Annotated in this window: 19 protein-coding genes and 1 pseudogene; 7 read left to right on the top strand and 13 right to left on the bottom strand. The window is 74.3% G+C overall.

Annotation, left to right across the window (positions count from 1 at the left end; all coding sequences use genetic code 11):
• Positions 1–9 precede the first annotated feature (9 nt).
• Positions 10–2358 (top strand): malto-oligosyltrehalose synthase, encoded by a 2349-nt coding sequence (treY, locus tag ACFY32_RS26350; RefSeq protein ID WP_390675413.1) that lies wholly within the window; start codon positions 10–12, stop codon positions 2356–2358.
• Here the strand turns inward: treY and ACFY32_RS26345 are convergent.
• From ACFY32_RS26345 to ACFY32_RS26335, 3 genes are all read right to left on the bottom strand, one after another.
• Entirely contained in the window at positions 2355–2810 is a 456-nt protein-coding gene (locus tag ACFY32_RS26345; RefSeq protein WP_359202635.1) for an SSI family serine proteinase inhibitor, read from the bottom strand. The genes treY and ACFY32_RS26345 overlap by 4 nt on opposite strands.
• Positions 2807–4174 carry a M14 family zinc carboxypeptidase gene (locus ACFY32_RS26340; RefSeq protein WP_359202794.1) on the bottom strand — a complete coding sequence of 456 codons (1368 nt, stop codon included), beginning with the start codon at positions 4172–4174 and terminating at the stop codon, positions 2807–2809. The genes ACFY32_RS26345 and ACFY32_RS26340 overlap by 4 nt, the downstream gene beginning before the upstream one ends.
• Positions 4175–4327: 153 nt before the next feature.
• Complete coding sequence (locus tag ACFY32_RS26335) at positions 4328–4882, bottom strand: DUF1707 and FHA domain-containing protein (RefSeq protein ID WP_359202638.1); 555 nt, start codon at positions 4880–4882, stop codon at positions 4328–4330.
• 171 nt (positions 4883–5053) lie between these two features.
• On the opposite strand from ACFY32_RS26335, the gene treZ reads away from it, so the two are divergent.
• Complete coding sequence (gene treZ, locus ACFY32_RS26330) at positions 5054–6799, top strand: malto-oligosyltrehalose trehalohydrolase (RefSeq protein WP_359202641.1); 1746 nt, start codon at positions 5054–5056, stop codon at positions 6797–6799.
• A gap of 203 nt (positions 6800–7002) precedes the next feature.
• Here treZ and ACFY32_RS26325 read toward each other — a convergent pair whose 3' ends face one another.
• From ACFY32_RS26325 to ACFY32_RS26300, 6 genes and pseudogenes are all read right to left on the bottom strand, one after another.
• Positions 7003–7968: an aminoglycoside phosphotransferase family protein gene (locus ACFY32_RS26325; RefSeq protein ID WP_390675412.1), complete on the bottom strand. Its 966-nt coding sequence runs from the start codon at positions 7966–7968 to the stop codon at positions 7003–7005.
• Between the two features lie 46 nt (positions 7969–8014).
• Positions 8015–9142, bottom strand: coding sequence for an aminopeptidase P family protein (locus ACFY32_RS26320; protein WP_390675411.1), 1128 nt, complete (start codon positions 9140–9142; stop codon positions 8015–8017).
• A 161-nt stretch (positions 9143–9303) separates the two neighbouring features.
• Positions 9304–9873 carry a PDZ domain-containing protein gene (locus ACFY32_RS26315; protein ID WP_390675410.1) on the bottom strand — a complete coding sequence of 190 codons (570 nt, stop codon included), beginning with the start codon at positions 9871–9873 and terminating at the stop codon, positions 9304–9306.
• A 148-nt stretch (positions 9874–10021) separates the two neighbouring features.
• A pseudogene (gene cyc2 / locus ACFY32_RS26310) lies at positions 10022–12183 on the bottom strand (germacradienol/geosmin synthase Cyc2).
• A 97-nt stretch (positions 12184–12280) separates the two neighbouring features.
• The gene (locus ACFY32_RS26305) at positions 12281–13420 is read right to left on the bottom strand and encodes a damage-control phosphatase ARMT1 family protein (protein ID WP_390675426.1); all 1140 of its coding nucleotides are present in this window, start codon (positions 13418–13420) and stop codon (positions 12281–12283) included.
• A 238-nt stretch (positions 13421–13658) separates the two neighbouring features.
• On the bottom strand, positions 13659–14306 hold the full coding sequence (locus tag ACFY32_RS26300) for a ScbR family autoregulator-binding transcription factor (RefSeq protein ID WP_359202659.1): 648 nt from the start codon (positions 14304–14306) through the stop codon (positions 13659–13661).
• 396 nt (positions 14307–14702) lie between these two features.
• Between ACFY32_RS26300 and ACFY32_RS26295 the strand changes: the two genes are divergently transcribed.
• The 5 genes from ACFY32_RS26295 to ACFY32_RS26275 are packed head-to-tail and all read left to right on the top strand — an operon-like array spanning position 14703 to position 19470.
• Positions 14703–15713, top strand: coding sequence for a substrate-binding domain-containing protein (locus ACFY32_RS26295; RefSeq protein WP_359202662.1), 1011 nt, complete (start codon positions 14703–14705; stop codon positions 15711–15713).
• 33 nt (positions 15714–15746) lie between these two features.
• Positions 15747–18104, top strand: coding sequence for a nitrate- and nitrite sensing domain-containing protein (locus ACFY32_RS26290; protein ID WP_390675409.1), 2358 nt, complete (start codon positions 15747–15749; stop codon positions 18102–18104).
• Positions 18101–18520 carry a roadblock/LC7 domain-containing protein gene (locus ACFY32_RS26285; RefSeq protein ID WP_359202669.1) on the top strand — a complete coding sequence of 140 codons (420 nt, stop codon included), beginning with the start codon at positions 18101–18103 and terminating at the stop codon, positions 18518–18520. The genes ACFY32_RS26290 and ACFY32_RS26285 overlap by 4 nt, the downstream gene beginning before the upstream one ends.
• Position 18521: 1 nt before the next feature.
• The gene (locus tag ACFY32_RS26280) at positions 18522–18881 is read left to right on the top strand and encodes a DUF742 domain-containing protein (protein ID WP_390675408.1); all 360 of its coding nucleotides are present in this window, start codon (positions 18522–18524) and stop codon (positions 18879–18881) included.
• A complete protein-coding gene (locus tag ACFY32_RS26275; RefSeq protein WP_359202675.1) occupies positions 18868–19470 on the top strand; it encodes an ATP/GTP-binding protein in 603 nt (200 codons plus the stop codon). Before ACFY32_RS26280 ends, ACFY32_RS26275 begins: the two co-directional genes overlap by 14 nt.
• Here the strand turns inward: ACFY32_RS26275 and ACFY32_RS26270 are convergent.
• The 4 genes from ACFY32_RS26270 to ACFY32_RS26255 all read right to left on the bottom strand — a co-directional run bounded on the left by ACFY32_RS26270 (position 19463) and on the right by ACFY32_RS26255 (position 22954).
• Positions 19463–20422, bottom strand: a complete 960-nt coding sequence (locus ACFY32_RS26270; RefSeq protein WP_359202678.1) for an ABC transporter substrate-binding protein — start codon at positions 20420–20422, stop codon at positions 19463–19465. The two genes, ACFY32_RS26275 and ACFY32_RS26270, sit on opposite strands and share 8 nt — an antisense overlap.
• Before the next feature lie 77 nt (positions 20423–20499).
• Complete coding sequence (locus tag ACFY32_RS26265; RefSeq protein ID WP_359202681.1) at positions 20500–21165, bottom strand: ABC transporter permease; 666 nt, start codon at positions 21163–21165, stop codon at positions 20500–20502.
• Positions 21162–21833 (bottom strand): ABC transporter permease subunit, encoded by a 672-nt coding sequence (locus ACFY32_RS26260; RefSeq protein ID WP_359202684.1) that lies wholly within the window; start codon positions 21831–21833, stop codon positions 21162–21164. Before ACFY32_RS26260 ends, ACFY32_RS26265 begins: the two co-directional genes overlap by 4 nt.
• Positions 21830–22954, bottom strand: a complete 1125-nt coding sequence (locus ACFY32_RS26255) for an ABC transporter ATP-binding protein (protein WP_359202687.1) — start codon at positions 22952–22954, stop codon at positions 21830–21832. Before ACFY32_RS26255 ends, ACFY32_RS26260 begins: the two co-directional genes overlap by 4 nt.
• Positions 22955–23102: the final 148 nt, after the last annotated feature.

The raw sequence follows: 23102 nt of genomic DNA, 5'->3' as shown, positions 1-23102 counted from the left end.
CAGCTCTGTATGACACCTGAGCGCCCCCACCCGGCCCCCACGGCGACGTACCGGCTCCAGCTCCAGCCCGACTTCCCCTTCGAGGCCGCGGCGGCGGCCGTGCCGTACCTGGCCTCGCTCGGCGTATCCCATCTGCACCTCTCCCCCGTGCTGGAGGCGGTGCCGGGCTCCGCGCACGGCTACGACGTCGTGGACCACGCTCGCGTGCGCGGGGAACTGGGCGGCGAGGAGGGGCTGCGGGCGCTGGCGCGCACCGCGCGGGAGCACGGCCTGGGCCTGGTGGTGGACATCGTGCCGAACCACATGGCGATGTCCCCGCGGCACAACCACGCCCTGTGGGAGGTGCTCCGGGAGGGCCCGAAGTCGCCGTACGCGCGGTGGTTCGACATCGACTGGGAGGCGCACGGCGGCCAGGTGCTGCTGCCGGTGCTGGGCGGTCCCCTGGGGGACGTGCTCGGCGACCTGCGGGCCGACGGCGACGTGCTGCGCTACCACGACCACGCCTTCCCGCTGCGCGAGGGCACCGCGGACCTGCCGCTGCCGCAGTTGCTGGACGCCCAGTGGTACCGGCCGGTGTGGTGGCGGCTGGCCCGCACCGAGCTGAACTACCGGCGGTTCTTCAGCATCTCCGAGCTGATCGGCGTCCGGGTGGAGGACCCCGAGGTCTTCGAGGCCACCCACGCCACCGTCCTGAGGCTGCTGCACGAGGGCGTGATCGACGGACTGCGCGTGGACCACCCCGACGGGCTCGCCGACCCCGACGGCTACCTCAGGAGGCTGCACGAGGCGACCGGGGGACGCTGGACGGTGGTGGAGAAGATCCTCGCCGACGACGAGGCGCTGCCCCCCTCCTGGCCGGTCGCGGGCACCACCGGGTACGACGCCCTGCGGCACGTCGACGGCCTGTTCACCGACCCGGACGGGCACGGCGAACTCCTCGGGCACTACCGGCGGTTCGCGGCCCCGCAGACCGACCGGGGCGGCGACTGGGCGGCGACGGTCCGGCGGGCGGCGTACAAGGTGCTCACGCACGAGCTGGCCACCGAGCTGGACCGCCTGGTGCGGGTGGCGCACCGGCTGTGCGCGGCCTCGCCCGACGCCAGGCTGCGCGACCGGGCGCCCTGGGCGCTGCGCACGGCGTTCCAGGAGCTGCTGGTCCGCCTGGAGGTCTACCGGCCCTACCTCTCCGAGGACGCGGCCCGGGTGGTCACCGAGGAGGCGGCGGACGAGGCTCGGCTGGCGTTCGTGGTGCCGGAGGAGGCCGGCGCGGTGGCCGTCGTACGGGACCTGGTGCTGGGCCGGGCGGGTGACGGGCCGGACCTGATGGAGCTGCGGACCCGGTTCGCGCAGACCTCGTCCGCGCTGCGGGCCAAGTCGGTCGAGGACACGGCGTTCTACCGCTATGTGCCGCTGCTGTCGGCGACCGAGGTGGGCGGCGAACCGGGGAGCCCGGCGGTGTCGCCCGCGCGGTTCCACGCGTACTGCGCACGCGTGCAGCGCGACTGGCCGCTGACCGGCACGGTCGTCTCCACCCACGACACCAAGCGCAGCGCCGACGTCCGGGCGGCGCTGGCCGTGCTGACCCAGTGCCCGGGGCGCTGGGCGGACGTCCTGGCGGAGGTCACGCACGACGGCGAGGGCGTGCCCGACGGGCAACTGGCGTGGGCGGCCTGGCAGACGGTGTTCGGGCTGGGCCCGGCCGACACCGGGCGGGTCCGGGAGGCGCTGCTGAAGCACGTCCGGGAAGCGGGCATGTACACGAGCTGGACCGAGCAGGAGCCGCCGTACGAGGAGGCGGTGGCCCGGTTCGTCGCGGCCGGACCGTGCGGGGTGCCCGGCGAGCGGGTGGCCGCCTTCCGCGCCGCGCTGGAGCCGCACATCCGGGCCAATGTGCTCGGCACCGCCCTGGTGCACCTGACCATGCCGGGCGTCCCCGACATCTACCAGGGCACCGAGGGCGAGTACCGGGCGCTGGTCGACCCCGACAACCGCCGTCCGGTCGCCTTCCCGCCCGGCGACACCGGGGAGAAGGGCGCCGTGACCCGGGCGGCGCTGGCGCTGCGGGCGCGGCGGCCCGGCCTGTTCGGCGCCTCGGCGACGTACCAGCCGCTGGCCGCCGAGGGACCGGCGGCGGCGCACTGCGCGGCGTACGTCCGCTCCGGCGAGGTGGTCCCCGTGGTGACCCGGCTGTCGCTGAGGCTGGCGGAGGCCGGCGGCTGGCGGGACACCGCGCTGCCGCTCCCGCCGGGCCGCTGGACCGACCTCCTCTCGCCCGGCCGCGAGTACACCGGCCACGCCCGCGTGGCGGACGTCCTCGAACGGCTCCCGGTGGCGCTGCTGGAGCGGGTGGAGCCCTAGGAGACGGGCGCGGGGGCGGCCGGGGGGTCCTCGGCCAGGGCGAAGACGGCGCCGGTGCGGGCCGCCAGCACGCAGGTGTTGGGGAAGGTCCCGGTGTACTCCACCGGCCGTCCCCGCCACTGCCCGCGAGCGTGGGCGGTGACCGGGGCGTAGATCATCGGGCAGTGGGTCTCGCGCGGCGGCACGGCCGCGATGTCGCCGCCCGCCCGGTCGAGTTCCGCGCAGGCCAGGTCGGCGTGCGCGTGGCCGCGGGGCGGGTCGCACAGCAGCAGGGTGCCGTCCGTGCCGCCGCTGCGGGTGTCGCCCCGGGTGACCGACAGGAGCAGCCAGTCGCCCGCCGGTTCCGGGCCCCGTACGGTCGCCTGCGCGGGGGCGGCGCAGGCGACGAGGAGGGCGGTCGCCGCCAGCAGACCGCCCCGTACCGCTCTCGCTGTGGTGGTGGTGTGCGTCATTCCCGGTGCATCGGCACGGCGGCCCCGCGACCCCAGCCCCGCTCACCCGAACGGGAGCGGGCGGAGGGCTGCCGCCCGGCCAGCTCGAACGCCGCGAGCACCGCCCGCACCTGGTACTCGACCTGCCGGGCGACCGGTATCCAGCGGGCCGCGCAGCCCTCCTGGTAGTCGGCGCACCACAGGTCCAGCAGTTGCTCCAGTCGCGGCAGCGCGCCGGCCGGGTCGCGTCCCGCGCCGGTGACCGCCTGGTGCAGCAGCCCGGCCGTGCGCAGGGCCAGCCGGCGCCCGGCGATGCGCAGGGTGACGAGGTGGGCGGTGCTGAGCGGCGGCAGGGGGCGACCGGAGCCGTCGTCGGTGTCGGGGTCCCAGGCGTCGGCGAGGGCGGGGCAGACCAGCAGGTAGTCGTCGACCGGGGCGAGCAGCCGGGCCGTCTCCTCGGTGGCGGGCAGGTGCGGCCGCAGCCCGGTCAGGAGGCGGCGCAGCACCCCGGTGTCGCGGCGCAGGACCGCGCTGACGGACCGCAGGGCCGCGTCCCGGTCCGCGGGCGGGGAGCCGTCCGCCACGGCGGCCACGCCCCACATGGGGGCCTCCACCACGGCCGTGACGGTGCCGTGGCCGCCCGGGTGGGTCCAGGTGGAGTCGACGGCGGCCTCGGTGATGGCCGCGGTGAGGTCGCCCCGGCGCGGCGGCGGTATCCGGTAGACGGCCGGTCCCAGGCCCGGCCAGTACAGCGCGTCGTAGGCGCCCAGTTCGCGGGGGACGCCGAGGCGGGCGGCGGTGTGGGCGAGGCGCTGGGCGAGGCCGGGCAGGTCGTGGGTCAGCTCGACGAAGCCGCCGCCGACGTCGACGCCGTGCAGCGAGCACTGGAGGAAGGGCCGCAGTTCGTCCTGGAGGGCGAGCAGCGCCCGGGTCTCGGGCAGGGCGGCGCCGGCCGGGCCGTCGGGCAGCCACTCGGGCTGTTCCAGGAAGCCCGGCCGGAAGAAGTGCCGGACGTACCGGCCGAGGGTGTACGGGCCGGTCAGCCAGCCCTCGTTGCGGCGCAGGCCGTCGGGGTCCAGGCAGAGCAGCAGGTTCCAGGTGGCGTCGGCGCCGTCGGTGAGCCGGGGGTCGGCCAGGGCGCGCTCGGCCAGTCTCAGGGCGGTGGCGCCACCGACGGGTTCGTTGGCGTGCGGTCCGGCGACGACGAGGACCTGCCGGTCGCCGTGGCCGACACTGAGCAGCAGCAGCGGGTCGCCCGCGCGGGAGGTGCCGACCCTGCGCAGCCGGGCCCGGCCGGGGTGGCGGGCGGCGAGCGCGGCGGCCGCGGCGCCCAGTTCGTCGACGGTCGGGTAGCGGAGCAGGCGCGGCAGGGCACACACCTCCACGATGAGGTGCCGGCGGTCCACGTGGTGTGCGGGGGGTACGCACAGTCAGACACGAGTCCGGGGGCACGTCAACACCGCGACCGGCAAAGGGTTTTCGGCCATTCCGTAGCGGATGACACGCCGTAAAGCCCAGACCAACGATCCGGGTGGGGTTCAGCGCGCCGCGAGCCGGAAGGCCATCTGGCCGAAACCTATCTGGTCACCCTCGCGGACCACGGCGGCGCCGACGACCCGCCGCCCGTTCACGGTGGTGCCGTTGGTGGAGCCCAGGTCGCGCAGGACCCACAGGCCGCCCTGGCGGCACAGTTCGGCGTGCACGCGGGAGACCGTCTCGTGGGTCAGCCGCAGCCCGCTGGCCGGGTCCCGGCCGATCCGCAGCGGATGGCCGGTGCCGGGGTGCGGCAGCAGCAGCTTGGGCAGCTTCTCGGCCTGCCAGGCCCGGCGCAGCTTCACGGTGAAGCCGGAGACGGCCTCGACCGTGCCGAACACCAGCCGGGAGACCCGGCCCTCGGTGCGCAGGTCGGCGGTGAGCACGGCCAGTTCCTCCGGGCTGCGGGCGGTCAGCGCCAGCTCCATCCGGCGGATGAACGTGTCGTGCGACAACCTGCCCAGGGCGACCCCGTCCCGGAGAACCTTCAGCGCTTTGTCGCGCTCCGCGTCGGACAACCGCTCCGCGGGGTACGTGTTGAACTCGAAGGACGACGTCACGCAGGTGATTGTCGGTCAGCGCGGGCGGGGTGTCCAGGCAACGCCGGACGGCCGCCACCCGCGTGCGGCCGGCGACACCTGTGCCGAAAGGCACGTTCACCGGCGGAATGATCGCTTCCGCGGGACCATGGACGGGGTACGTCACGGTGAGCAGACGAAGGGGAACCGTCCGTGCAGTTCGAGGTGTGGGCACCTGAGGCCGGCAGTGTCAATCTCCAGTGCGACGGCGTCACCGGCGCGTTGGAGCGCGATCCGGAGCGGCCGGGGTGGTGGCGGGGCGAGGCCGAGGCGCGGGACGGCTCGCGGTACGGCTTCTCGGTGGACGACGGCCCGGTCCTGCCCGACCCGCGCTCCCGCCGGCAGCCGGACGGCCCGGACGGGCTCAGCGCGGTCGTCGACCACGGGCGGTACGCGTGGCGGGCCGAGTGGACCGGGCTGCCGCTGCCGGGCGCGGTCCTGTACGAGCTGCACGTGGGCACGTACACGCCCGAGGGCACGCTCGACGCCGCCGCCGAACGGCTGGACCACCTGGTCGAGCTGGGCGTCACCCACGTGGAACTGATGCCGCTCTGCCCGTTCCCGGGCCGGCACGGCTGGGGCTACGAGGGCGTCTCGCTCTGGGCGGTGCACGAGCCGTACGGCGGGCCCGAGGCACTGAAGCGGTTCGTCGACCGGGCGCACGAGCGGGGCCTCGGGGTGGTCCTGGACGTCGTCCACAACCACCTGGGCCCGTCCGGCAACTACCTGCCCGCCTTCGGCCCGTACTTCACCGACACCCACCACACGCCCTGGGGCATGGCCGTCAACCTGGACGCGCCCGGCTCGGACGAGGTCCGCGACTACTTCACCGGGAGCGCGCTGGCCTGGCTGCGCGACTACCGGATCGACGGGCTGCGCCTGGACGCGGTGCACGCGCTGGCCGACACCCGCGCGTGCCACTTCCTGGAGGAACTGTCCACGGCCGTGGACACGCTCGCCGCCGAGACCGGCCGCCCGCTGTTCCTGATCGCCGAGTCCGACCTGAACGACCCCCGGGTCATCACCCCCCGCGCGGCGGGCGGCCTCGGGGTGCACGCCCAGTGGAACGACGACTTCCACCACGCCGTGCACACCGCCCTGACCGGCGAGTCGCAGGGCTACTACGCCGACTTCGCCCGCGATCCGCTGGCCGCGCTCGCCAAGACGCTCACCGGCGGCTACTTCCACGACGGCACCTACTCCAGCTTCCGGGGCCGCGGCCACGGCCGTCCCCTGGACCGGTCCCGGGTCGCCGCGCACCGGCTGCTGGGCTACAGCCAGACGCACGACCAGATCGGCAACCGCGCCCAGGGCGACCGGCTCTGCGCCCTGCTCTCCCCCGGCCTCGCGGCCTGCGCGGCGGCGCTGACGCTGACCGCGCCGTTCACCCCGATGCTGTTCATGGGCGAGGAGTGGGCGGCGGGCACGCCCTGGCAGTTCTTCACCGACCACACCGACCCGCAGCTCGCCGACGCGGTACGGCGCGGGCGGCGCCGGGAGTTCGCGGCGCACGGCTGGCGCGAGGAGGACGTCCCCGACCCGCAGGACCCGGCGACCCGCGACCGCTCCTGCCTCGACTGGTCCGAGCCGGAACGCGAGCCCCACGCGCGGGTGCTGGCCTGGTACCGCCGGCTCATCGCCCTGCGGCGCGAGCGGCCCGACCTGACCGACCCGGACCTCACCGGCACGAAGGTGGCGTACGACCGGGAGGCGCGCTGGCTCGCCTTCCGGCGCGGGGACATCCGGGTCGCCGTCAACCTCGGCCCCGAACCGGCGGCGATCCCCCTCGGCAACCGCCCCGCCCGGATACTGGCCGCCTGGGAACCGGTCGAGGCACCGGGGGCGGACGGGGCGCTGCGGGTGCCCGGGGAGTCGGCGGTGGTGCTGGTGCAGGAGTAGGGCGGTCGCGGGGGCGGGGGCGGGGGCGGCGGCAGAGGCTGTGGTGGTCGCCACGGCCCCGGCGCCCCCACGGTCAGGGACGGCGGTGGGCGCCATCGGGGCTGCGGCCGGCGTCGTCTGCCGGGCCGGAGCCCGGTGTCAGGGACCGCGGTGGGCGCCATCGGTTCTGCGGCCGGCGTCGTCCCTCGGCCCGGAGCCCGGTGTCAGGGCTCCGGGTCGGTGGTGTGCTCGCGGAGTTCCGTCACGCGTTCCAGCAGGATCGGCTCCCAGGCGCGGCGCAGGCGGTCGGCGGCGCGCAGGTCGGCGTGGGCCTCGGCGAGGGCCAGGAGCGCGTCGCAGCGGGCCAGCCAGAGGCCGCGCAGGCAGGGGCGGGCGCCGTAGCCGGCCAGGGTGGCGGCGCGGACGGCGGCGGGGGAACCGACGGCGAGCGCGAGGGCGGCGATGTCCTCCGCGGGGTCGCCGATCACCGCGTCGGACCAGCCGAGCACGCCCCGCACCCGGCCGTCGGCGCTGACGAGGAGGTGCTCGCCGGTGAGCCGGTGGTGGACCAGGACCGCGGTGCCGGGCTGGGCCGCCAACTGGGCCGTGGCCGCCGGGGTGAGCTGGGCCAGGCGGGCCGGGTCGAACTCGTCGGCGGCGGCGAGCCGGCGGGCGGCCCGTTCGGCGGCCCGGCGCAGCGCCTCCAGGGACCGGGGCGCGGTACGCGGTACCCCGAGGGCCTGGGCCTGCCCCACGGACACCTCGCGCAGCCCGGTGAGCAGTCCCGCCAGGTCGGTCTCGCCGACGGCGGACACCTCGTGCCGCTCGGCCGGACCGCCGGGCACCCGCACGTCGAGCGTGCAGGTCAGGCCCGGTGCCCACTCGCCGTGCGCGACGCTCACCGGGACCGCGACGGGGACGTGCGGGCGGACCAGGTCGCGCAGGCGCAGCTCGCGGCGCCGGCGGACGGCGGCCTCGCGGTCGGGAGCGAGGCGCAGCACATGGCGGGCGCCGACCCACCACGTGACCGGCGCGGCGCCCTCGGCGGCGGGCCGGACCTCGATCCCGGCCCCCGCGTCACCGGGGCCGCCGCCCCTGCCCCTGCCGTCGTCACCGCCGCCGCCGCCGCCGAGCAGGGAACGGACCAGTCCACGGACGGTGTCCGCGGTGGGTGTCGGTGCCTGGGTCATGGTCGCGTGGTCGTCTTCCGGGGACGGTCGGGAACAGGAGAAACGGTCAGTCCACGACGACGAGTTCCCGCGCGGTGTCGTTCAGCCGCCTGCCGCCGTCCTCCGTGACCGTCACGATGTCCTCGATGCGTACCCCGAAACGGCCGGGCAGATAGACCCCCGGTTCCACGGAGAAGCACATGCCGGGCACCAGGGGCCGCGTCTCGCCCTCGATCATGTAGGGCGGTTCGTGGGTGGTGACGCCGATGCCGTGCCCGGTGCGGTGGATGAAGTACTCGCCGTACCCCGCCCGCTCGATCACCGCGCGGGCGGCCCGGTCGACGTCCTGGCAGGCGGCGCCCGGCCGGACCGCCCGGAAACCGGCCTCCTGGGCCTCGCGGACCAGGTCGTGCACCCGGCGCTCCTCGTCGGTGGGCTCGCCCACGTGGACGGTGCGGGAGGTGTCGGAGCCGTAGCCGCCGAGGAGGCCGCCGAAGTCCAGGACGACCATGTCGCCGTCCTCGATGACCCGGTCGCCGGCCTCGTGGTGCGGGTTGGCGCCGTTGGGGCCGGAGGCGACGATGGTGAAGTCGACCACCGAGTGGCCGTGCGCGCGCAGCAGCCCGTCGAGGTCGGCGGCCACCTCGGACTCCCGGCGGCCGCGGAAGGGCAGCGCGCGGACGTCCTCGAAGGCGGCGTCCGCCGCCGCGCCGGCCGCGGCGAGCAGTTCCAGCTCGGCCGGGTCCTTGACGGCGCGGAGCATCGGCAGCGCGTCGGTGAGGGAGGCGTAGGAGCTGCCGGGCAGGGTGCGCTGGAGGCCCAGCAGGTGCATCGCCCAGGCGTTGTCGCTGATGCCGAACCGTCCCGCGCCGTCGAGCAGGGCGGCGGTGGCGGCGTAGGGGTCCTTGCCGTCGGTCCAGTCGCGCAGGGTCAGCGCGGGCGCGCCCGGGGCCCGCGCGGCGTCGGGGGCCTCCAGGGCGGGGACGACGAGGGCGGGGTCCTGTCCGGGGGCGAGCACCAGGAGGGTGAGCCGCTCGGTGACGGCGGTGGGCGCGTAGCCGGTGAGCCAGACCAGGTCGGGGCCCGGTGCCACCAGCAGTCCCGCCAGCCCGGCGTCGGCCGCCGCCCGCGCGGCGCGCTCCATGCGCGTCCGGTAGTCGTCGGCGGTGAAGGGAGCGGGCGTGCCACCGGTCATCCGGGCCTCCTGAACCACTGCGGTAGGACATTGCGACAGGACCACTGCGAGGGGACCGTGGCGAGGGAACCACCGCGATGGCCGTACGCAGCATCCTGCCCGCAGCGGGGAGGCGGCGCGAGCCGGTTGACGAGGCCGGGCCCGGCCGCTCGGGCGGACGGTCAGGTGACGACTCCCGGGACGGCCGTCAACTGCTGGTAGCCGCCGCTCGCGTGGCGCACCGTGAGCTTCACCTCGGTGCCCGCGCGGGCGCCGGCGACGGCGCGGGCGAGGTCGGCGGCCGAGTCGACGCGGGCCCGGCCGACGGCGAGCAGCACATCGCCGCGGACCAGGCCCGCCGAGTACCCCGGGCCCGGCACGTGGACGCCGACCACGCGGGCGCCGGGCCCCTCGTCGTCCACCGCCTCAACGCCGAGCGTCGCGGTGACGCGGGCGGACGGCGCGGGGGACGGCGGGGCGGCCGGGGCGCTCCGGGACGCGGTGGCGCCGGGTCTCGCGAGGGGCTCCCGGAGTCCGGCGAGCTTGGTCGCGCCGATCACCGTGGCGCCCAGCGTGCCGAGCCCGGCCCCCGCCAGGACCAGCACGGTCCCGGCGAGCAGCCCGGTCAGGACCGTGGTGAACCGGCGCCGGCGCCGGCGCGCGGGCCCCGGACGCCGGGCGGCCGGCCGCCCGGCGCCGCCACCGGAGTGCTGGCCGGGGATCGGCTTGGGACGCAACGCTGTCTGTTCCATGGTTCGCCTCCGCCGGGAGCCCTACCCGGGCCACCGGCGGCCGACGAGCCACGAACGAGTGAGACTGACCCGCCGTCGGCCGGTGTGGCCCGCCTCGTGTCCGATGCCGTGGGTGAGCCGCCGGGCGGGGCGGGGGTCTGGACCGGGTTCAGTGGAGGACGGGCACCGACGGGGCGTGGTCGGGGAGGAAGAGGTGGGCGCGCCCGGCGAGGTAGTCGGCCTGGTAGCGGCGGACCGAGCGGTGCCAGTTGAGGATGCCCGCCATCCAGTTCCGCAGGTCCCGCACATAGCCGCGCATGATCTCCCGCGCTTCGCCGGACAGCTCGAAGTCCTCGTACAGCACGGGCAGTTCGTGCGCCACCACGTGTTCGAACTGGCGCATGCGCTGGGTCATCAGGTCGTGCACGACGTTCAGCGCGGTCGGGTAGTCGATGCCGAAGAAGGTCTGCACGACCAGGATCGCGTTGTGCATCTCCCCCTCGTACTCGATCTCCTTCTGGTACGAGAAGACGTCGTTGAGCAGGCAGGCCCAGTCCATCGCCGCGCTCTCCAGGGAGCGGACCGGGCCGCTGCGGTAGACCTCGGGCGGGACGGCCGGGCCGTGGCCCGCGCGACACAGGCCCAGGGTGAGGTCGGAGCCGAAGGTGTCGCGGCGCATCTCCAGGTAGTCGACCGGGTCGGGGACGCGGTTCTGGATCTGGTTGGACAGCTCCCACACCCACGCCTCGGTCATCTTGTCGATGGCCGTCCTGAGCGGGCGGCGCTGCTCGGGGGTCATGCCCGCCGTGGTGCGCGCCCACAGGTCGATCAGGGAGCGCTCCATGGCGTTGACCGGCGGGGGGACCGGTTCGCCGCCCAGTGGCATGCAGGCCGACAGGCGGACCGTGGTCAGCCGCGCGGCGGCCAGGTCGCGGCGGTGGCCGTAGACCAGCGGGTAGTAGTCGTCGCCGTAGGTGCCGAAGGCCAGCCAGCCGGAGGCGAGGTCGAGCTGCTCCTGGGTGGCGTCCGGGTCGAGGCCCGCGGCGCACAGGGGGAGGTCGCAGCTCGCGAGCTTGTCCTCGTCCCACACGCCCTCGCTGAGGATGCCCATCCGCGCGCACCACTCGAACAGGTGTCGGCGCGAGCCCTCCAGGGCGGGGCTCAGCTCCAGGGGGAACGGCATGTGGATGTCGGGGATGCGGGACGGGCCGACACGCTGGAACGGCACGAACGCGTAGGACCGCAGCCGCTCGGCGCCGGCCGCGGCGAGCAGCGCGCCGACGTCGGCGGCGGAGGTGCCGGGGCCGCTGAGAGTCCTCCAGGGGAAGGCGGAGGACCGGGCGTTGTCGTTCATGTAGCGGCTGGAGCGCATGTGCCACTCGTGGCCGCCGGACTGCCAGTCCTGCAACCCCTTGGTGTACGCCGCGACGGCGGCGACCTCGGCCGGGGTGAGGCCGTTCTCCAGGGCGACGGCCGGGACCTCGGTGAACGCGGTGTGCTCGAACTGGTGGAGCCGGGAGGTGAGGACGTCGTTGACGGTGTCGGCGGCCTCCTGGGTGGTGCAGCCGAAGAAGGTCTCCAGGACCAGCACGCCGTTGCTCAGCTCGCCCTCCTCCTCCACCTCGCGCTGGTAGGAGAACAGGTCGTTGCGCAGGTGGACGGCGTCGGAGAAGGTCTCCATCAGCACCCGCATCGGGCGGGTGTGCGCGATCGCCGCGGGGACCTCGGCCGTGGCGAACTCCACCAGCCCCGAGGACCAGGGGGCGCCGCCGACCTTGCGGCGCATCTGATGTACTCGACCGGGTTGGCGACCCGACCCTCGTTGATGTTGGACAGCTCCCACAGCGACTCGTTGAGCAGGTGCTCGGTGGCGACGGCGAAGCGGCGGCGCCAGGCGGCGGACATCGACGGCACCGTGCGCGCCCAGAGGTCGGCCAGGCCGGCCTCCACCGGGTTCTCCGGCTCCGGGACGCCCGTCGTGAGGTCGAGCGGCATGAACAGCGGCAGCCGGTCCAGGTGGGCCTTGCCGGCGGCGCGGTCTTGGGTGCGCTTGAACTTCTCCAGGAAGTGGTCGTCGAAGAAGAACACCCACACGTACCAGTCGGTGATCAGGGACAGGGCCTGGCCGTCGCAGTCGGGGTGGGTGTAGGCGCAGAGCAGCCCGTAGTCGTGCGCGTCCAGGTCGGACCGCTCCCAGACCCCGGAGCCCTCCAGCATGCCCATGTCGCGCGCCTACGTCGTCGAGTGGGCGCGCGCCTCGTCGACATGCGGGTTCAGCCGCGCGGGGTGCGACAGATAGAAGTGCGGGAGTTCGAAGGGCTGTTGCGTCATGGCCCGGCCCTATCCAGGGCCCCGGGGACGCATCCCCGGGGAGGCTTATGGTCACACCATCGCGTGAATCCGGGCCGATTCGGGAACTGCGGCGCGCTCAGTCCCGTACCTGGATCAGGGCGTGGCTGCCGCCGGTCCGCCAGCGGTCGCCCTCGGTCGCGTCCAGGGCGGACTCCGTGGCGGGGTCCAGGCCGGTGATCACGTCGGACTTCAGGGTGCGCAGCGCGGCGACCGGGCCGGGGAAGTACGCCGTGACGTCCGCGAAGGGCGTGGTCGGGGGCCAGCGCCGGTCGCCGACCAGCCGCCGGTAGTTGAGGTCGCCCTTGAGGACGGTGAGGGTGGCCGCGGCGAAGTCCGCGCGGAGGTCCTCGGGCATCCGCGCGTACGGCAGCGGGGCGCAGGAGAAGGGGTGGGCGCGCAGCGCGAGGCGGCCGTCGGCCAGCGCCTCCCGCAGCGCGCGCCCGTACGCGGCGGCGGTGCCCTCGGCGCCGGTCAGCCGGCGCAGCGCGTCGAGCACGTCGGCGGGGGTGGCGTCGGAGACGTAGTACGGGTGCGGTTTGACGTGCAGGACGGCGCGGCGGACGCGGCCGTGGGTGAGGAGGTGGGCGATGAGGAGCAGGTCGGGGACGAGTTCGCGGCCGGCGTTGTCGGCGACCAGGCAGAGCGTGGCGTCGCCGGAGGGCGGCAGCAGGGACCAGAGGCGTTCGCTGTCGTCGGCGACCAGGGGCGGCACCTCGGCGCGCTCGGCGGTGCCGGGCGCGGAGAGGCGGAAGCCGAGGTCGGCGCGGTTGCCCCAGAGCGAGCCGTGCAGCAGCGCGGTCGGCAGGCCGTCGGGCGGGAGGCCGTCCAGGGCGGCGAGTTCCGCGTCGGTCTCCGGGGCGTCGAGGTCGGCGAGCTTGGCCGGGCGGAAGGGGTCGATGCCCTGCCAGGGGCCGGGGGCGAAGTAGCCGACGGCGTCGAGCAGCCGCCGGTAGAAGTAGCTCTCCGACCACAGCCAGGGCACCTCGAACCAGGACCGGCCGGCGTGGACGTCCAGGTCCCAGGCGGCCCAGCGGGCGCGGTCGTGGGCGTCGGCGGGCAGCGGTCCGACGGTGCCCTCGATGCAGTTCTCCAGCAGCGCGTCGAGGGTGCGGCGCCGGGCGGGGTCGTACGGGAGGTCCTCCGCCACCTGCCGGACGATCGCCGGGTGCCGTTCGGCCAGGACGGCGTGGGGGAAGGAGCCGGGCTCGTCGCCCAGGAGGACGGGCGGGGCGGGGGGTCCGGGTGCGTCGGGAGTGCCGCCCGCATGAGGAGTGTCGCGTACGTCGGGAGCGTCGCGCACGCCGGAAGCGTCGCGTGCGCCGGAAGCGTCGCGTGCGTCGGACGTGTCGCGCGTGTCGGAAGTGTCGCGTGCGTCGGGAGCGTCGGGCATGCGGCCGACGCTACCGCGCGGGCCCGCCGGGGCCGCCGGACCCGGGTCCGGCGGCCCCGCGCCCTCAGATCCGCCCGCTCTCCCGTTCCAGATGGGCGGTGAGCCCGAGGTAGCGGGGGCGGCGGGTCACCGGGACCAGGCCGCGGATCAGGATGCGCCACATCTCGGCGACCCGGCGCGGCTGGCGGGCGACGGGCTCGACGGAACGGCCGACCACGCGGGTGCCGACGAAGGAGCAGACCAGGGTGTGGGCCACGGAGTCCACGTCGACGTCCGGGTGGACGTCGGCCTCCTCGACCGCGCCCAGCAGCTTGACCGAGGCCAGCTCCAGCCACTCGCTGAACGGGTGCCGCAGCGGCGGCCGTACCGGCACTCCCCCGGTGGCCAGCCGCAGACCGGCCCGCAGCACGGGCCCCTCGACGGAGAGCCGGGCGATGCCGAAGGTCAGGCGCATCAGCGCCTCCAGCGAGGAGTAGCCCCGGCCGTCCATCTCCCGGGCCAGCCGCAGCGAGGTCCTGGACTGGATCTCCATGATGGCCTGGGCCAGGTCCTCCTTGGCGGCGAAGTGGAAGTACAGGGCGCCCTTGGTCACATGGGCGTGTTCCACGATGTCGCTGAGGCTCGTCGACTCATAGCCGTGGCGGTCGAACAGGTCGGCGGCGGCCGTGATGATCGTCGCGCGGGTCTGCTCGGCGCGTAACTGCCTCGCCATCGACTGAACTCTCCTGGGCTGGAACCGACGGGCCATGCCGTTTGTTTTGACCCGGTGTAGACCATAACTTACGCTCCGATCAGCCTATTTGAAGAGACGCAGGAAAACGCGGCACAAGCCGCCGAGTAAAACCGGTTGGCCGGTCCGTTTCTTGCCCGTCCGCCCGCGGAAGACGGCCGGCCGGCACCCCGGCGGTACCTCCCGGGTGGCCGTTCATCACGATGCGGTGGCGACGGCTCACACCCGGTCGCCGGTCACTTGACTCCCAGTGGTCACACGCGATTTGCTCCGGGCGAGCGAGATTCACCCGGTCGGCGCAGCACCCCTCGCGCAACTGAGGCCCGGCTCGCCCCCGTTCATCCTGCTCGGCCGCACAGCGAGGTGCCGCGAACCACCATGAACACTCCTCCCCCGCCGCCCGCCCGGCCCCGCCGCCTGCGCGCCGCTGTGCTGACGGCGGCGGTCTGCCTCCTGCTGGCCAACTGCTCCGCCTCCGGCAGCGGCCAGGACGACCGGACCGCGGACGCCCCCCGGTCCGGCGCGGGACGGATGCGGATCGCCCTGGTCACCCACGGCGGCGAGGGGGACGCCTTCTGGGAGCGGGTGCGCAAGGGCGCCGAGGCGGCGGCCGCCAAGGACGGCGTCGACCTGACGTACGCCGGTGACGCCGACACCGCCGGCCAGGCCGAACTGGTGCGGGACGCGGTCCGCGACCAGGCCGACGGCATCGCGGTGACCCTGGCCAAGCCGCAGGCGATGAAGGCCGCGGTCGCCGAGGCACGGGCGGCCGGCATCCCGGTGGTCGGCCTCAACTCCGGCATCGACGACTGGCGTTCGGCGGGGCTGCTGGAGTACTTCGGGCAGGACGAGAGCGTCGCGGGCCGCGCCGTCGGCGACAGGCTGGACGATCTGAAGGCCCGGCACGCGCTGTGCGTCATCCACGAGCGCGGCAACGTCGCCCTGGAGGCCCGCTGCGCCGGGGTGAAGAAGACCTTCGGCGGCGAGACCGAGATGCTCTACGTCGACGGCACCGACATGGCGGCGGTCGGCGCGGCCGTCACCGCGCGGTTGCGCCAGGACGCCCGTATCGACGAAGTCGTGATGAACGGCGCGCAGTTCGCGCTGACGGCGGTGGATGCTGTCCGGGAAGCGGGCAGCGGGGCCCGGGTCGCCACCTTCGACGTCAGCGAGGACCTGGTGGCCGCCGTCAAGCGCGGGGAGGTGCAGTTCGCCGTCGACCAGCAGCCGTATCTCCAGGGTTACCTCGCGGTGGACGCGCTCTGGCTGTACCGGACCAACGGCAACGTCAGCGGCGGCGGGGTGGCGCCCGTGCTGACCGGCCCGGCGTTCGTCACCCGCGCCAACGCGGACGCGGTCGGCCGCCACGCGGCGGGCGGCACCCGGTGACGCTCCCCTGCCCACCGACCGACCGGGAGCACGATGTCTGAACGGACGGACGCCCGGCGGCGCCTCGGCTCGATACGGCTCTCCCTGATCCTGCTGGCGGTGGTGCCCTGCGTCACCCTGGCCGCGATGTGGGGCGTGACGACCACCCAGATGTTCTCCGAGGGCCTGCGGCTGCGGGCGCAGACCGAGCTGAGCCGGTCCACCGGCGCCATGGGCACCGAGGCCACCCTCGCCCTCCAGCGCGAGCGCAGGGTGTCGGCCGAGTGGCTCGCCGCGCCCGGCGGTTCCCGCGAGGCCCTGGACGCCCGGCGCGTGCGGACCGACCGGGCCGTCGCCGAGCTGTCCGGCCGGTCCGACGCCATCCACGAGGCGCCCGACCGGGTCTCGGAGAAGCTGTACTCGGTGCTGGGCTCGCTGGGCAGCCTGGAGTACTACCGCGATCAGGTCGACGACCCCACCGACATCACCGCCGAGCAGGCGCTGGACCAGTACACGTCGATCATCGACGAGCAGATCCACGCCTTCCAGGAGCTGTCGCAGGTCGACGACGGCGACCTCACCTCGCAGGCCGGCCCGCTGGTCGCCCTGGAACACGCGGCGGAACTGGTCTCCCAGGAGGACGCCGAGCTGACCCTCGCCTGGCCCGGCGGACGGCTCGGCGCGAAGGAGTGGGCGGACTTCGCGCAACTGGTGCACACCCGGCGCTGGCTGGTCCGGGACCAGATCATGCCCTCGCTGCGCGGCGGCGCCCGGACCGAGGCCGAGCGCATCCTGCGCAGCGCCGAGTGGGCGGCCCTGGAGGCGGTCGAGGACCAGGTGCTCGCGGCCCGCGCGACGGGCGGCGACGGCACGGTCCGGTTGCCGGACGCCCGGCAGCGGTGGGCCGCCGCGATGGACCGGGTCTCCGCGCGGTACGCGGCGCTGATCCAGCGGCAGACCGCGCACCTGCTGGACCGCAGCGCCGACGAGGCGCACGGGCTGCTGCTCACCGCCGCCTCGCTCAGCGCGGGCGGGCTGCTCGCCCTGCTGCTCTGCGTGGTGCTGTCCTGGCGGATCACCCGCTCGCTCTCCCGCCGGCTGCGCGGCCTGCGCCGGGCCACCCTGAGCCTGGCCCGGGAACGGCTGCCCGACGTGGTCGCCCAACTGGAGCGCGGCGAGACCGTCGACGTGGACTCGGCGGCCCCGCCGCTGGACTACGGACGGGACGAACTCGGCGAGGTCGCACAGGCGTTCAACATCGCGCAGCGCACGGCCGTCAACACCGCCGTCGAACTCGCCGACACCCGGCGCGGCTTCCAGAAGGTCATCCTCGGCATCGCCCGGGAGAGCCAGAACCTCGTCAACCGGCAGCTCGGCAGGCTCGACGCGCTGGAACGCGAGCACAGCGACCCGGAGGTCCTCAAGGGCCTGTACGAACTGGACTCCACGGCCAGTCAGTTGCGGCGGTACGAGGAGAACCTCGTCATCATCGCCGGTGAGCAGCCCAAGCGCAGTTGGCGGGAGCCGGTCGCGCTGGTCGACATCCTGCGCGGCGCGGTCGGCGAGGTCGCCGAGTACCGGCGGGTGGAGGTGCGCACCGACGAGGAGGTGTACCTCGCGCCGCCCGCGGTGGCCGACGTGATCCATCTGCTGGCCGAGCTGATCGAGAACGCCACCGCTTACTCCCCGGCGCCCAGTCCGGTGGAGGTGCGCGCCGCGATGGCCGGCACGGGGCTCGTCGTCGAGGTCGAGGACCGGGGGCTCGGCCTGTCGGAGGAGGAGTACGCCTCGCTCAACGCCCAGTTGGCGGTGGCACCGCAGTTCGACGTGGTGGCGCTCGCCGACGACCTGCGGCTCGGCATGTTCGTCGTCGCCCGTCTCGCGCACCGGCACGGCATCGGCGTGACGCTGCGGCCGTCGCCGTACGGTGGCACCACGGCGATCGTGCTGGTGCCGCACGAGGTGGTGGTACGGGACGCGCCGGAACCCAAGTCCGGGAACGGGAACGGGAACGGGAACGGGCGTGCCCTACCCGCACGGCAGCCCGCCTCACCCCCCTCCGCCTCCGCACCCGCACCCGCACCCGATTCAGCACCCGCCCCCGCCCCCACACCCGTCGCCCCCACACCCGTCGCCCCCGCTCCCGTCGACCCCGCTCCCCCCTCCCGTCCCGGCGGTCCCGCCCCGCTCCCCCGGCGGGTGCCGCAGACCAGTCTCGCCGCCGAGTTGCGGGAGGAGCCCGCCGCCGAACCGGCCGACGACGACGGCGACTTCAGCGCCGAGCGCGCCGCCGCCTCCCTGGGGGGATTCCAGCGCGGGACGCTCAAGGCGCGCGGCCGGGAGGCCGACGAGGAGACCGACGGGACCGACGACCGCTCCGCCCGCAGACCGCTCACGAAGGACACGCCATGACACGCCCCACGCCCGCCACCGACACCCGACTGGACCAGTTGCTCACCGGACTCGTGGACCGGGTCGCGGACGTGGGCCAGGCCGTGGTGCTCTCCGAGGACGGGCTGGTCGTCAGCAAGTCCACCGGGTTCCCGCGCGACGACGCGGAGCGCCTCGCGGCGACCGCCTCGGGGCTGATGAGCCTCAGCAAGGGCGTCAGCATGGACTTCCGGGGCGGGCCGGTCCGGCAGGCGCTGATCGAGATGGCCAACGGCTATCTGATCCTGACCTCCGCCGGCCCCGGCGCCCACCTGGTCGTGCTGACCGGTCCGAACGCCGACGTCGGTGTGGTGGCGTATCAGATGAACATGCTGGTGAAGAAGATCGGCGAGCATCTGAGCGCGGCGCCGCGGGCCGCCGCCGGCCCCGGCGAGTGAGGTGAGCGGAGGCGACGCGGGGGGCAGGCTGGTCCGGCCGTTCACCCTGACCGGCGGCCGGACCCGGCCCAGTCGCGCCGACTTCGCCCTGATCACGACGGTGACCGCGGTGGACCCGCCGCCCGCGCGGGCCCCGCGTCCGCAGCCCGAGCACCTGCGCATTCTGAAGCTGTGCGCCGAGCCGATGGCCGTGGCGGAACTGGCCGCCCGGCTGGACCTGCCGGTGAGCGTGGTCGTCATCCTGCTGTGCGATCTGCTGGAGGCGGGCTGGATCACCGCGCGTCCGCCGCACCCCGTCACGCGCTCCGCCCCGGACCTGGACCTGCTGCAGAAAGTGAGGGACGGCCTTGGCCGGCTCTGAGCACGCCGCCCCGGCGGCGCCCGACGCGGTGAAGATCCTCATCGCCGGCGGCTTCGGCGTCGGCAAGACCACCATGGTCGGGTCGGTCAGCGAGATCGCCCCGCTGCGCACCGAGGAGCCGCTCACCGTGGCGGGGCTGGGCCTGGACGACCTCGCCGGGATCGAGGAGAAGCGGTCGACCACGGTGGCGCTGGACTTCGGCCGGATCACCATCGGCCGGGACCTGGTGCTGTATCTGTTCGGCACGCCGGGTCAGCAGCGGTTCTGGTTCATGTGGAACGACCTGGCGGTCGGGGCGCTCGGCGCGGTGGTGCTGCTGGACGTGCGGCGCCCGCGCAGCAGCTTCGCCGCCATCGACTTCTTCGAGCGGCGGGGCATCCCGTTCGTCGTCGGCGTCAACGGCTTCCACGGCCGGCATCCGTATCCGCCCGAGGAGATCCGTCAGGCGCTGGCGCTGCCGGAGCAGGTGGAGGTGGTGCTGTGCGACGCCCGGGAGCGGGCCTCCTCCCGGGACGTGCTGCTCGCCCTCGTCGACCGGCTGATCGCGTCCGCGAGCGTCCGGGCCGACGAGGGCGGGCGGATCAGATGAGGCCGGCCGACTGGAGCCACGCCTTGGCGACGTCCAGCGGGTCCTTCTTGTCCGTCTGGATCTGGGTGTCCAGGTCGCGCAGGGTCTCGGTGTCCAGCTTGGCGGAGACCGCGTTCAGCGCGTCGACGGCCTCCTTGGGGAGGTCGTCCTTGCGGACCAGCGGGGTGACGTTGGCGAAGCCGAAGAGGTTCTCCGGGTCCTTCAGGACGACGAACTTCTCCTTGACGATGGCCGGGTCGGTGGTGAAGATGTCCGCCGCCTGCACGGTGTTCTTGGTCAGCGCCGCCTGGGTCAGCGGGCCGCCCGCGTCCAGCGCCTTGAAGGACTTGAACTTCAGCCCGTAGACCGACTCCAGCCCCTTGAGGCCCTGCTGCCGGGTCTGGAACTCGGGGGAGCCGCCGATCACCAGGTCGGGGGCGATGTCCTTGAGGTCGGCGAGCGTGGAGGAGTCGGTCAGGTCGTACTTCTCGGCCGTCGCCGCGTTGACGCTCACCGAGTCCTTGTTCTCGGCGGGCGAGGACTCCAGCAGGGTCAGCGACGTGTCGAGCTCGGACTTGACGGCCTCGTTGACCGCGTCGGCGGACTTCTGCTCGGCCTTGGAGTCGAGGTAGGCCAGCAGCGAGCCGTTGTACTCCGGCAGGACCGTGACGGAGCCGTTCTTCATCAGGCCGTACGTGGTCTCGCGGCTGCCGATGTTGTGCTTGTAGGTGACCTTGACGCCCTTGGCCCGCAGCGCCTCGCCGTAGAGGTCGGCGAGGAGCGTGGACTCGGCGAAGTTGTTGGAGCCGACGACGACGGTGCCGGCCTCGGCCTTCTTGCCGGCCAGCGGGTCGTCGGAGGTGTCGTCGGAGGAGGAACAGCCCGCGAGCAGCGCCGCGGCGGCGGCGAGTGCGACGGCCGCCGCACCGGTGTGCCTCGTCCTGGACCTGCTGCTCTGCGCGGTGAAAGTCATTCGACGATCCAATCCAGCCGGTCTTGTTCGCGTCAAGAACGGCCTGATTACGGTTTGCCTGCCGCTGCGGCGGGGCGTCAGCGCCGCCGCACTCCGGGGGAGACCGCGAACCGGCCCGCCGCCCAGAACAGGGCGAGGGTGGTCAGGGCGAGGACGGCCACCAGGGTGGCGCCGCCGACGACCTTCTCGTAGTTGCGCTGGTAGAGCCCGTCGATGATGTAGCGGCCGAGGCCGCCGAGGCTGACGTAGGCGGCGATGGTGGCGGTGGAGACGATCTGGATGGCCGCCGAGCGCAGTCCGCTGAGGATCAGCGGCAGGGCGACCGGCAGTTCGACCTGGAACAGCACCCGGGACTCGTGCATGCCCATGCCGCGGGCGGCGTCCACCGGGGCGGGGTCGACGGAGCGGATCGCCTCGTAGGTGGTGACCAGGATCGGCGGGACGGCGAGGACCACCAGCGGGATCATCACGGGCAGCAGGCCGAAGCCCATCATGATGACGATCAGCACCAGCAGGCCGAAGCTGGGCAGCGCGCGGGCGGCGGTGGCGATGAACGCCAGCGCGTTGCCGCCGCGCCCGGTGTGCCCGGTGAACAGGCCGACGGGCAGGCCGATGGCGGCGGCCAGGGCGAGCGCGAGCAGCGAGTACTGGACGTGTTCCAGCAGGCGTTGCGGGATGCCGTCGTAGCCGTGCCAGTGGGCGCTGTCGCTGAAGAAGGCGTTGACGAAGTTCAGGACGTTCACCTGGCCACCGCCGGGCGCCGGGTGGCGGTGCCGCGGGGCATCCACGGGGTGAGCAGGACGCGCAGGCCGACCAGGGCGGCGTCGCAGGCGATGGCGAGAACGGCCGTGGTGATGACGGAGTTGACGGCCAGTTCGGGCCGGTCGTACTTCTGGGCGGCGGCGAGCAGGTTGCCCAGCGCCCCCTGGTTGCCGATCAGGGCGCCGACGCTGACCAGGGAGATGCTGGAGACGGTGGCGACCCGCAGCCCGGCCACGATGGCGGGCACGGCGATCGGCAACTGGACCTGGACATAGCGGCGTACCGGCCCGAAGCCCATGGCGGTGGCGGCGGCCAGGGTCTCCTGGGGCACCGAGCGGACGCCGTCGACGAGGGCCGGGACCAGCACGACCAGGCTGTAGACGGCCAGCGGGATCATCACGGTCAGCTCGGTCTGGCCGGTGTAGTCGATGAGCACGACGAAGAACGCCAGCGAGGGGACGGCGTAGAGCACGGTCGTCACGCCGAGCACCGGGGGGTACAGCCAGCGGAAGCGGACGCAGAGCTGGGCCAGCGGCAGGGCGAGGACCAGGCCGGCCAGCACGGGCAGCAGGGCCTCGCGCAGATGCAGGCCGATCAGCCCGGCCCAGGTGTTCTGCAGGTCGCTGGGGATGTCGAAGTAGCCGCTCACGGGGCGACCCCGGCGTGGTCCGCGGGGCCGGCCGCGTGGGCGGCGCGGATCGCCTCGCCGATCACCGTCTGCGAGACGACGCCGGTGACCCGGCCGTCGGCGTCCACGGCGACCGCCCAGCCGGTCGGCGAGAGCACCGCGCAGTCCAGGGCGGCGCGCAGCGAGTCGGTGCCGGGCACGAAGGGCCGCCCGTACGGCAGCAGCCGGTCCGGCGCGGTGTCCCCGGCGGCCAGGGCGGCCGGGGTGCCCCAGCCGAGGGGGCGGCCGTCGGCGTCGGTGACCAGCAGGTAGGGGGCGTCGGCGGCGGCGAACCGCTCGGGGCCGGCGTCGGCCCGGACCACCGGGGCGGTGGTCAGCTCCAGCGCGGCGGAGGGGAAGAAGGACAGGCGCCGCACGCCCCGGTCGGCGCCGAGGAAGTCCTCGACGAAGGCGTCGGCGGGGGCGGAGAGCAGTTCGGCGGGGGGCGCGAACTGGGCGAGCCGGCCGCCGGTGCGCATCACCGCGACCATGGTGCCGAGTTTGATGGCCTCGTCGATGTCGTGGGTGACGAAGACGATGGTCTTGCCCAGTTCGTCCTGGATGCGCAGGAGTTCGTCCTGGAGTCCCTTGCGGACCACGGGGTCGACGGCGGAGAACGGCTCGTCCATGAGCAGCACCGGCGGGTCCGCGGCGAGCGCGCGGGCCACCCCGACGCGCTGCTGCTGCCCGCCGGAGAGCTGGTAGGGGTACCGCTCGGCGAGGGAGGGGTCGAGGCCGACCCGTGCCATCAGCTCCGCCGCCCGGCCCCGCGCCTTCCGCTTGCCCCAGCCGAGCATCCGGGGCACGGTCGCGATGTTGTCGACGATGGTCCGGTGCTGGAAGAGGCCCGCGTTCTGGATGACGTATCCCATGGAGCGGCGCAGGGTGGTGACGGGCTGTCGCTGGATGTCGGCGCCGTCGAGGAGGATGGTGCCCTCGGTGGGCTCGACCATCCTATTGATCATCCGCAGGGTCGTGGTCTTGCCGCAGCCCGAGGGTCCGACCAGGACCGTGATCGAGCCGTCGGGTATGTCCAGCGACAGTTGGTCGACCGCCACCGTCCCGTCCGGATACCGCTTGGTGACTGATTCCATCCGTATCAAAACGCCGAAAACCCTTCGGGTGGGGCGGACAACTCCGGGACATCTGGCCCAAGGTCGTACGGGCAGTTGCCGCCCGAGTCTAGACGTGCTGCCTCCGGCACCCTTCCCGCGGTCGCCGCCGCCATGCCCCGGGCCCGTGCCCGCCCCG

The organism is Streptomyces sp. NPDC000134, assembly GCF_042899225.1.
Lineage (GTDB): Bacteria > Actinomycetota > Actinomycetes > Streptomycetales > Streptomycetaceae > Streptomyces.
The sequence above is the reverse complement of the archived record's forward strand: the minus strand, read 5'-3'. Positions and strand labels throughout refer to the sequence as shown.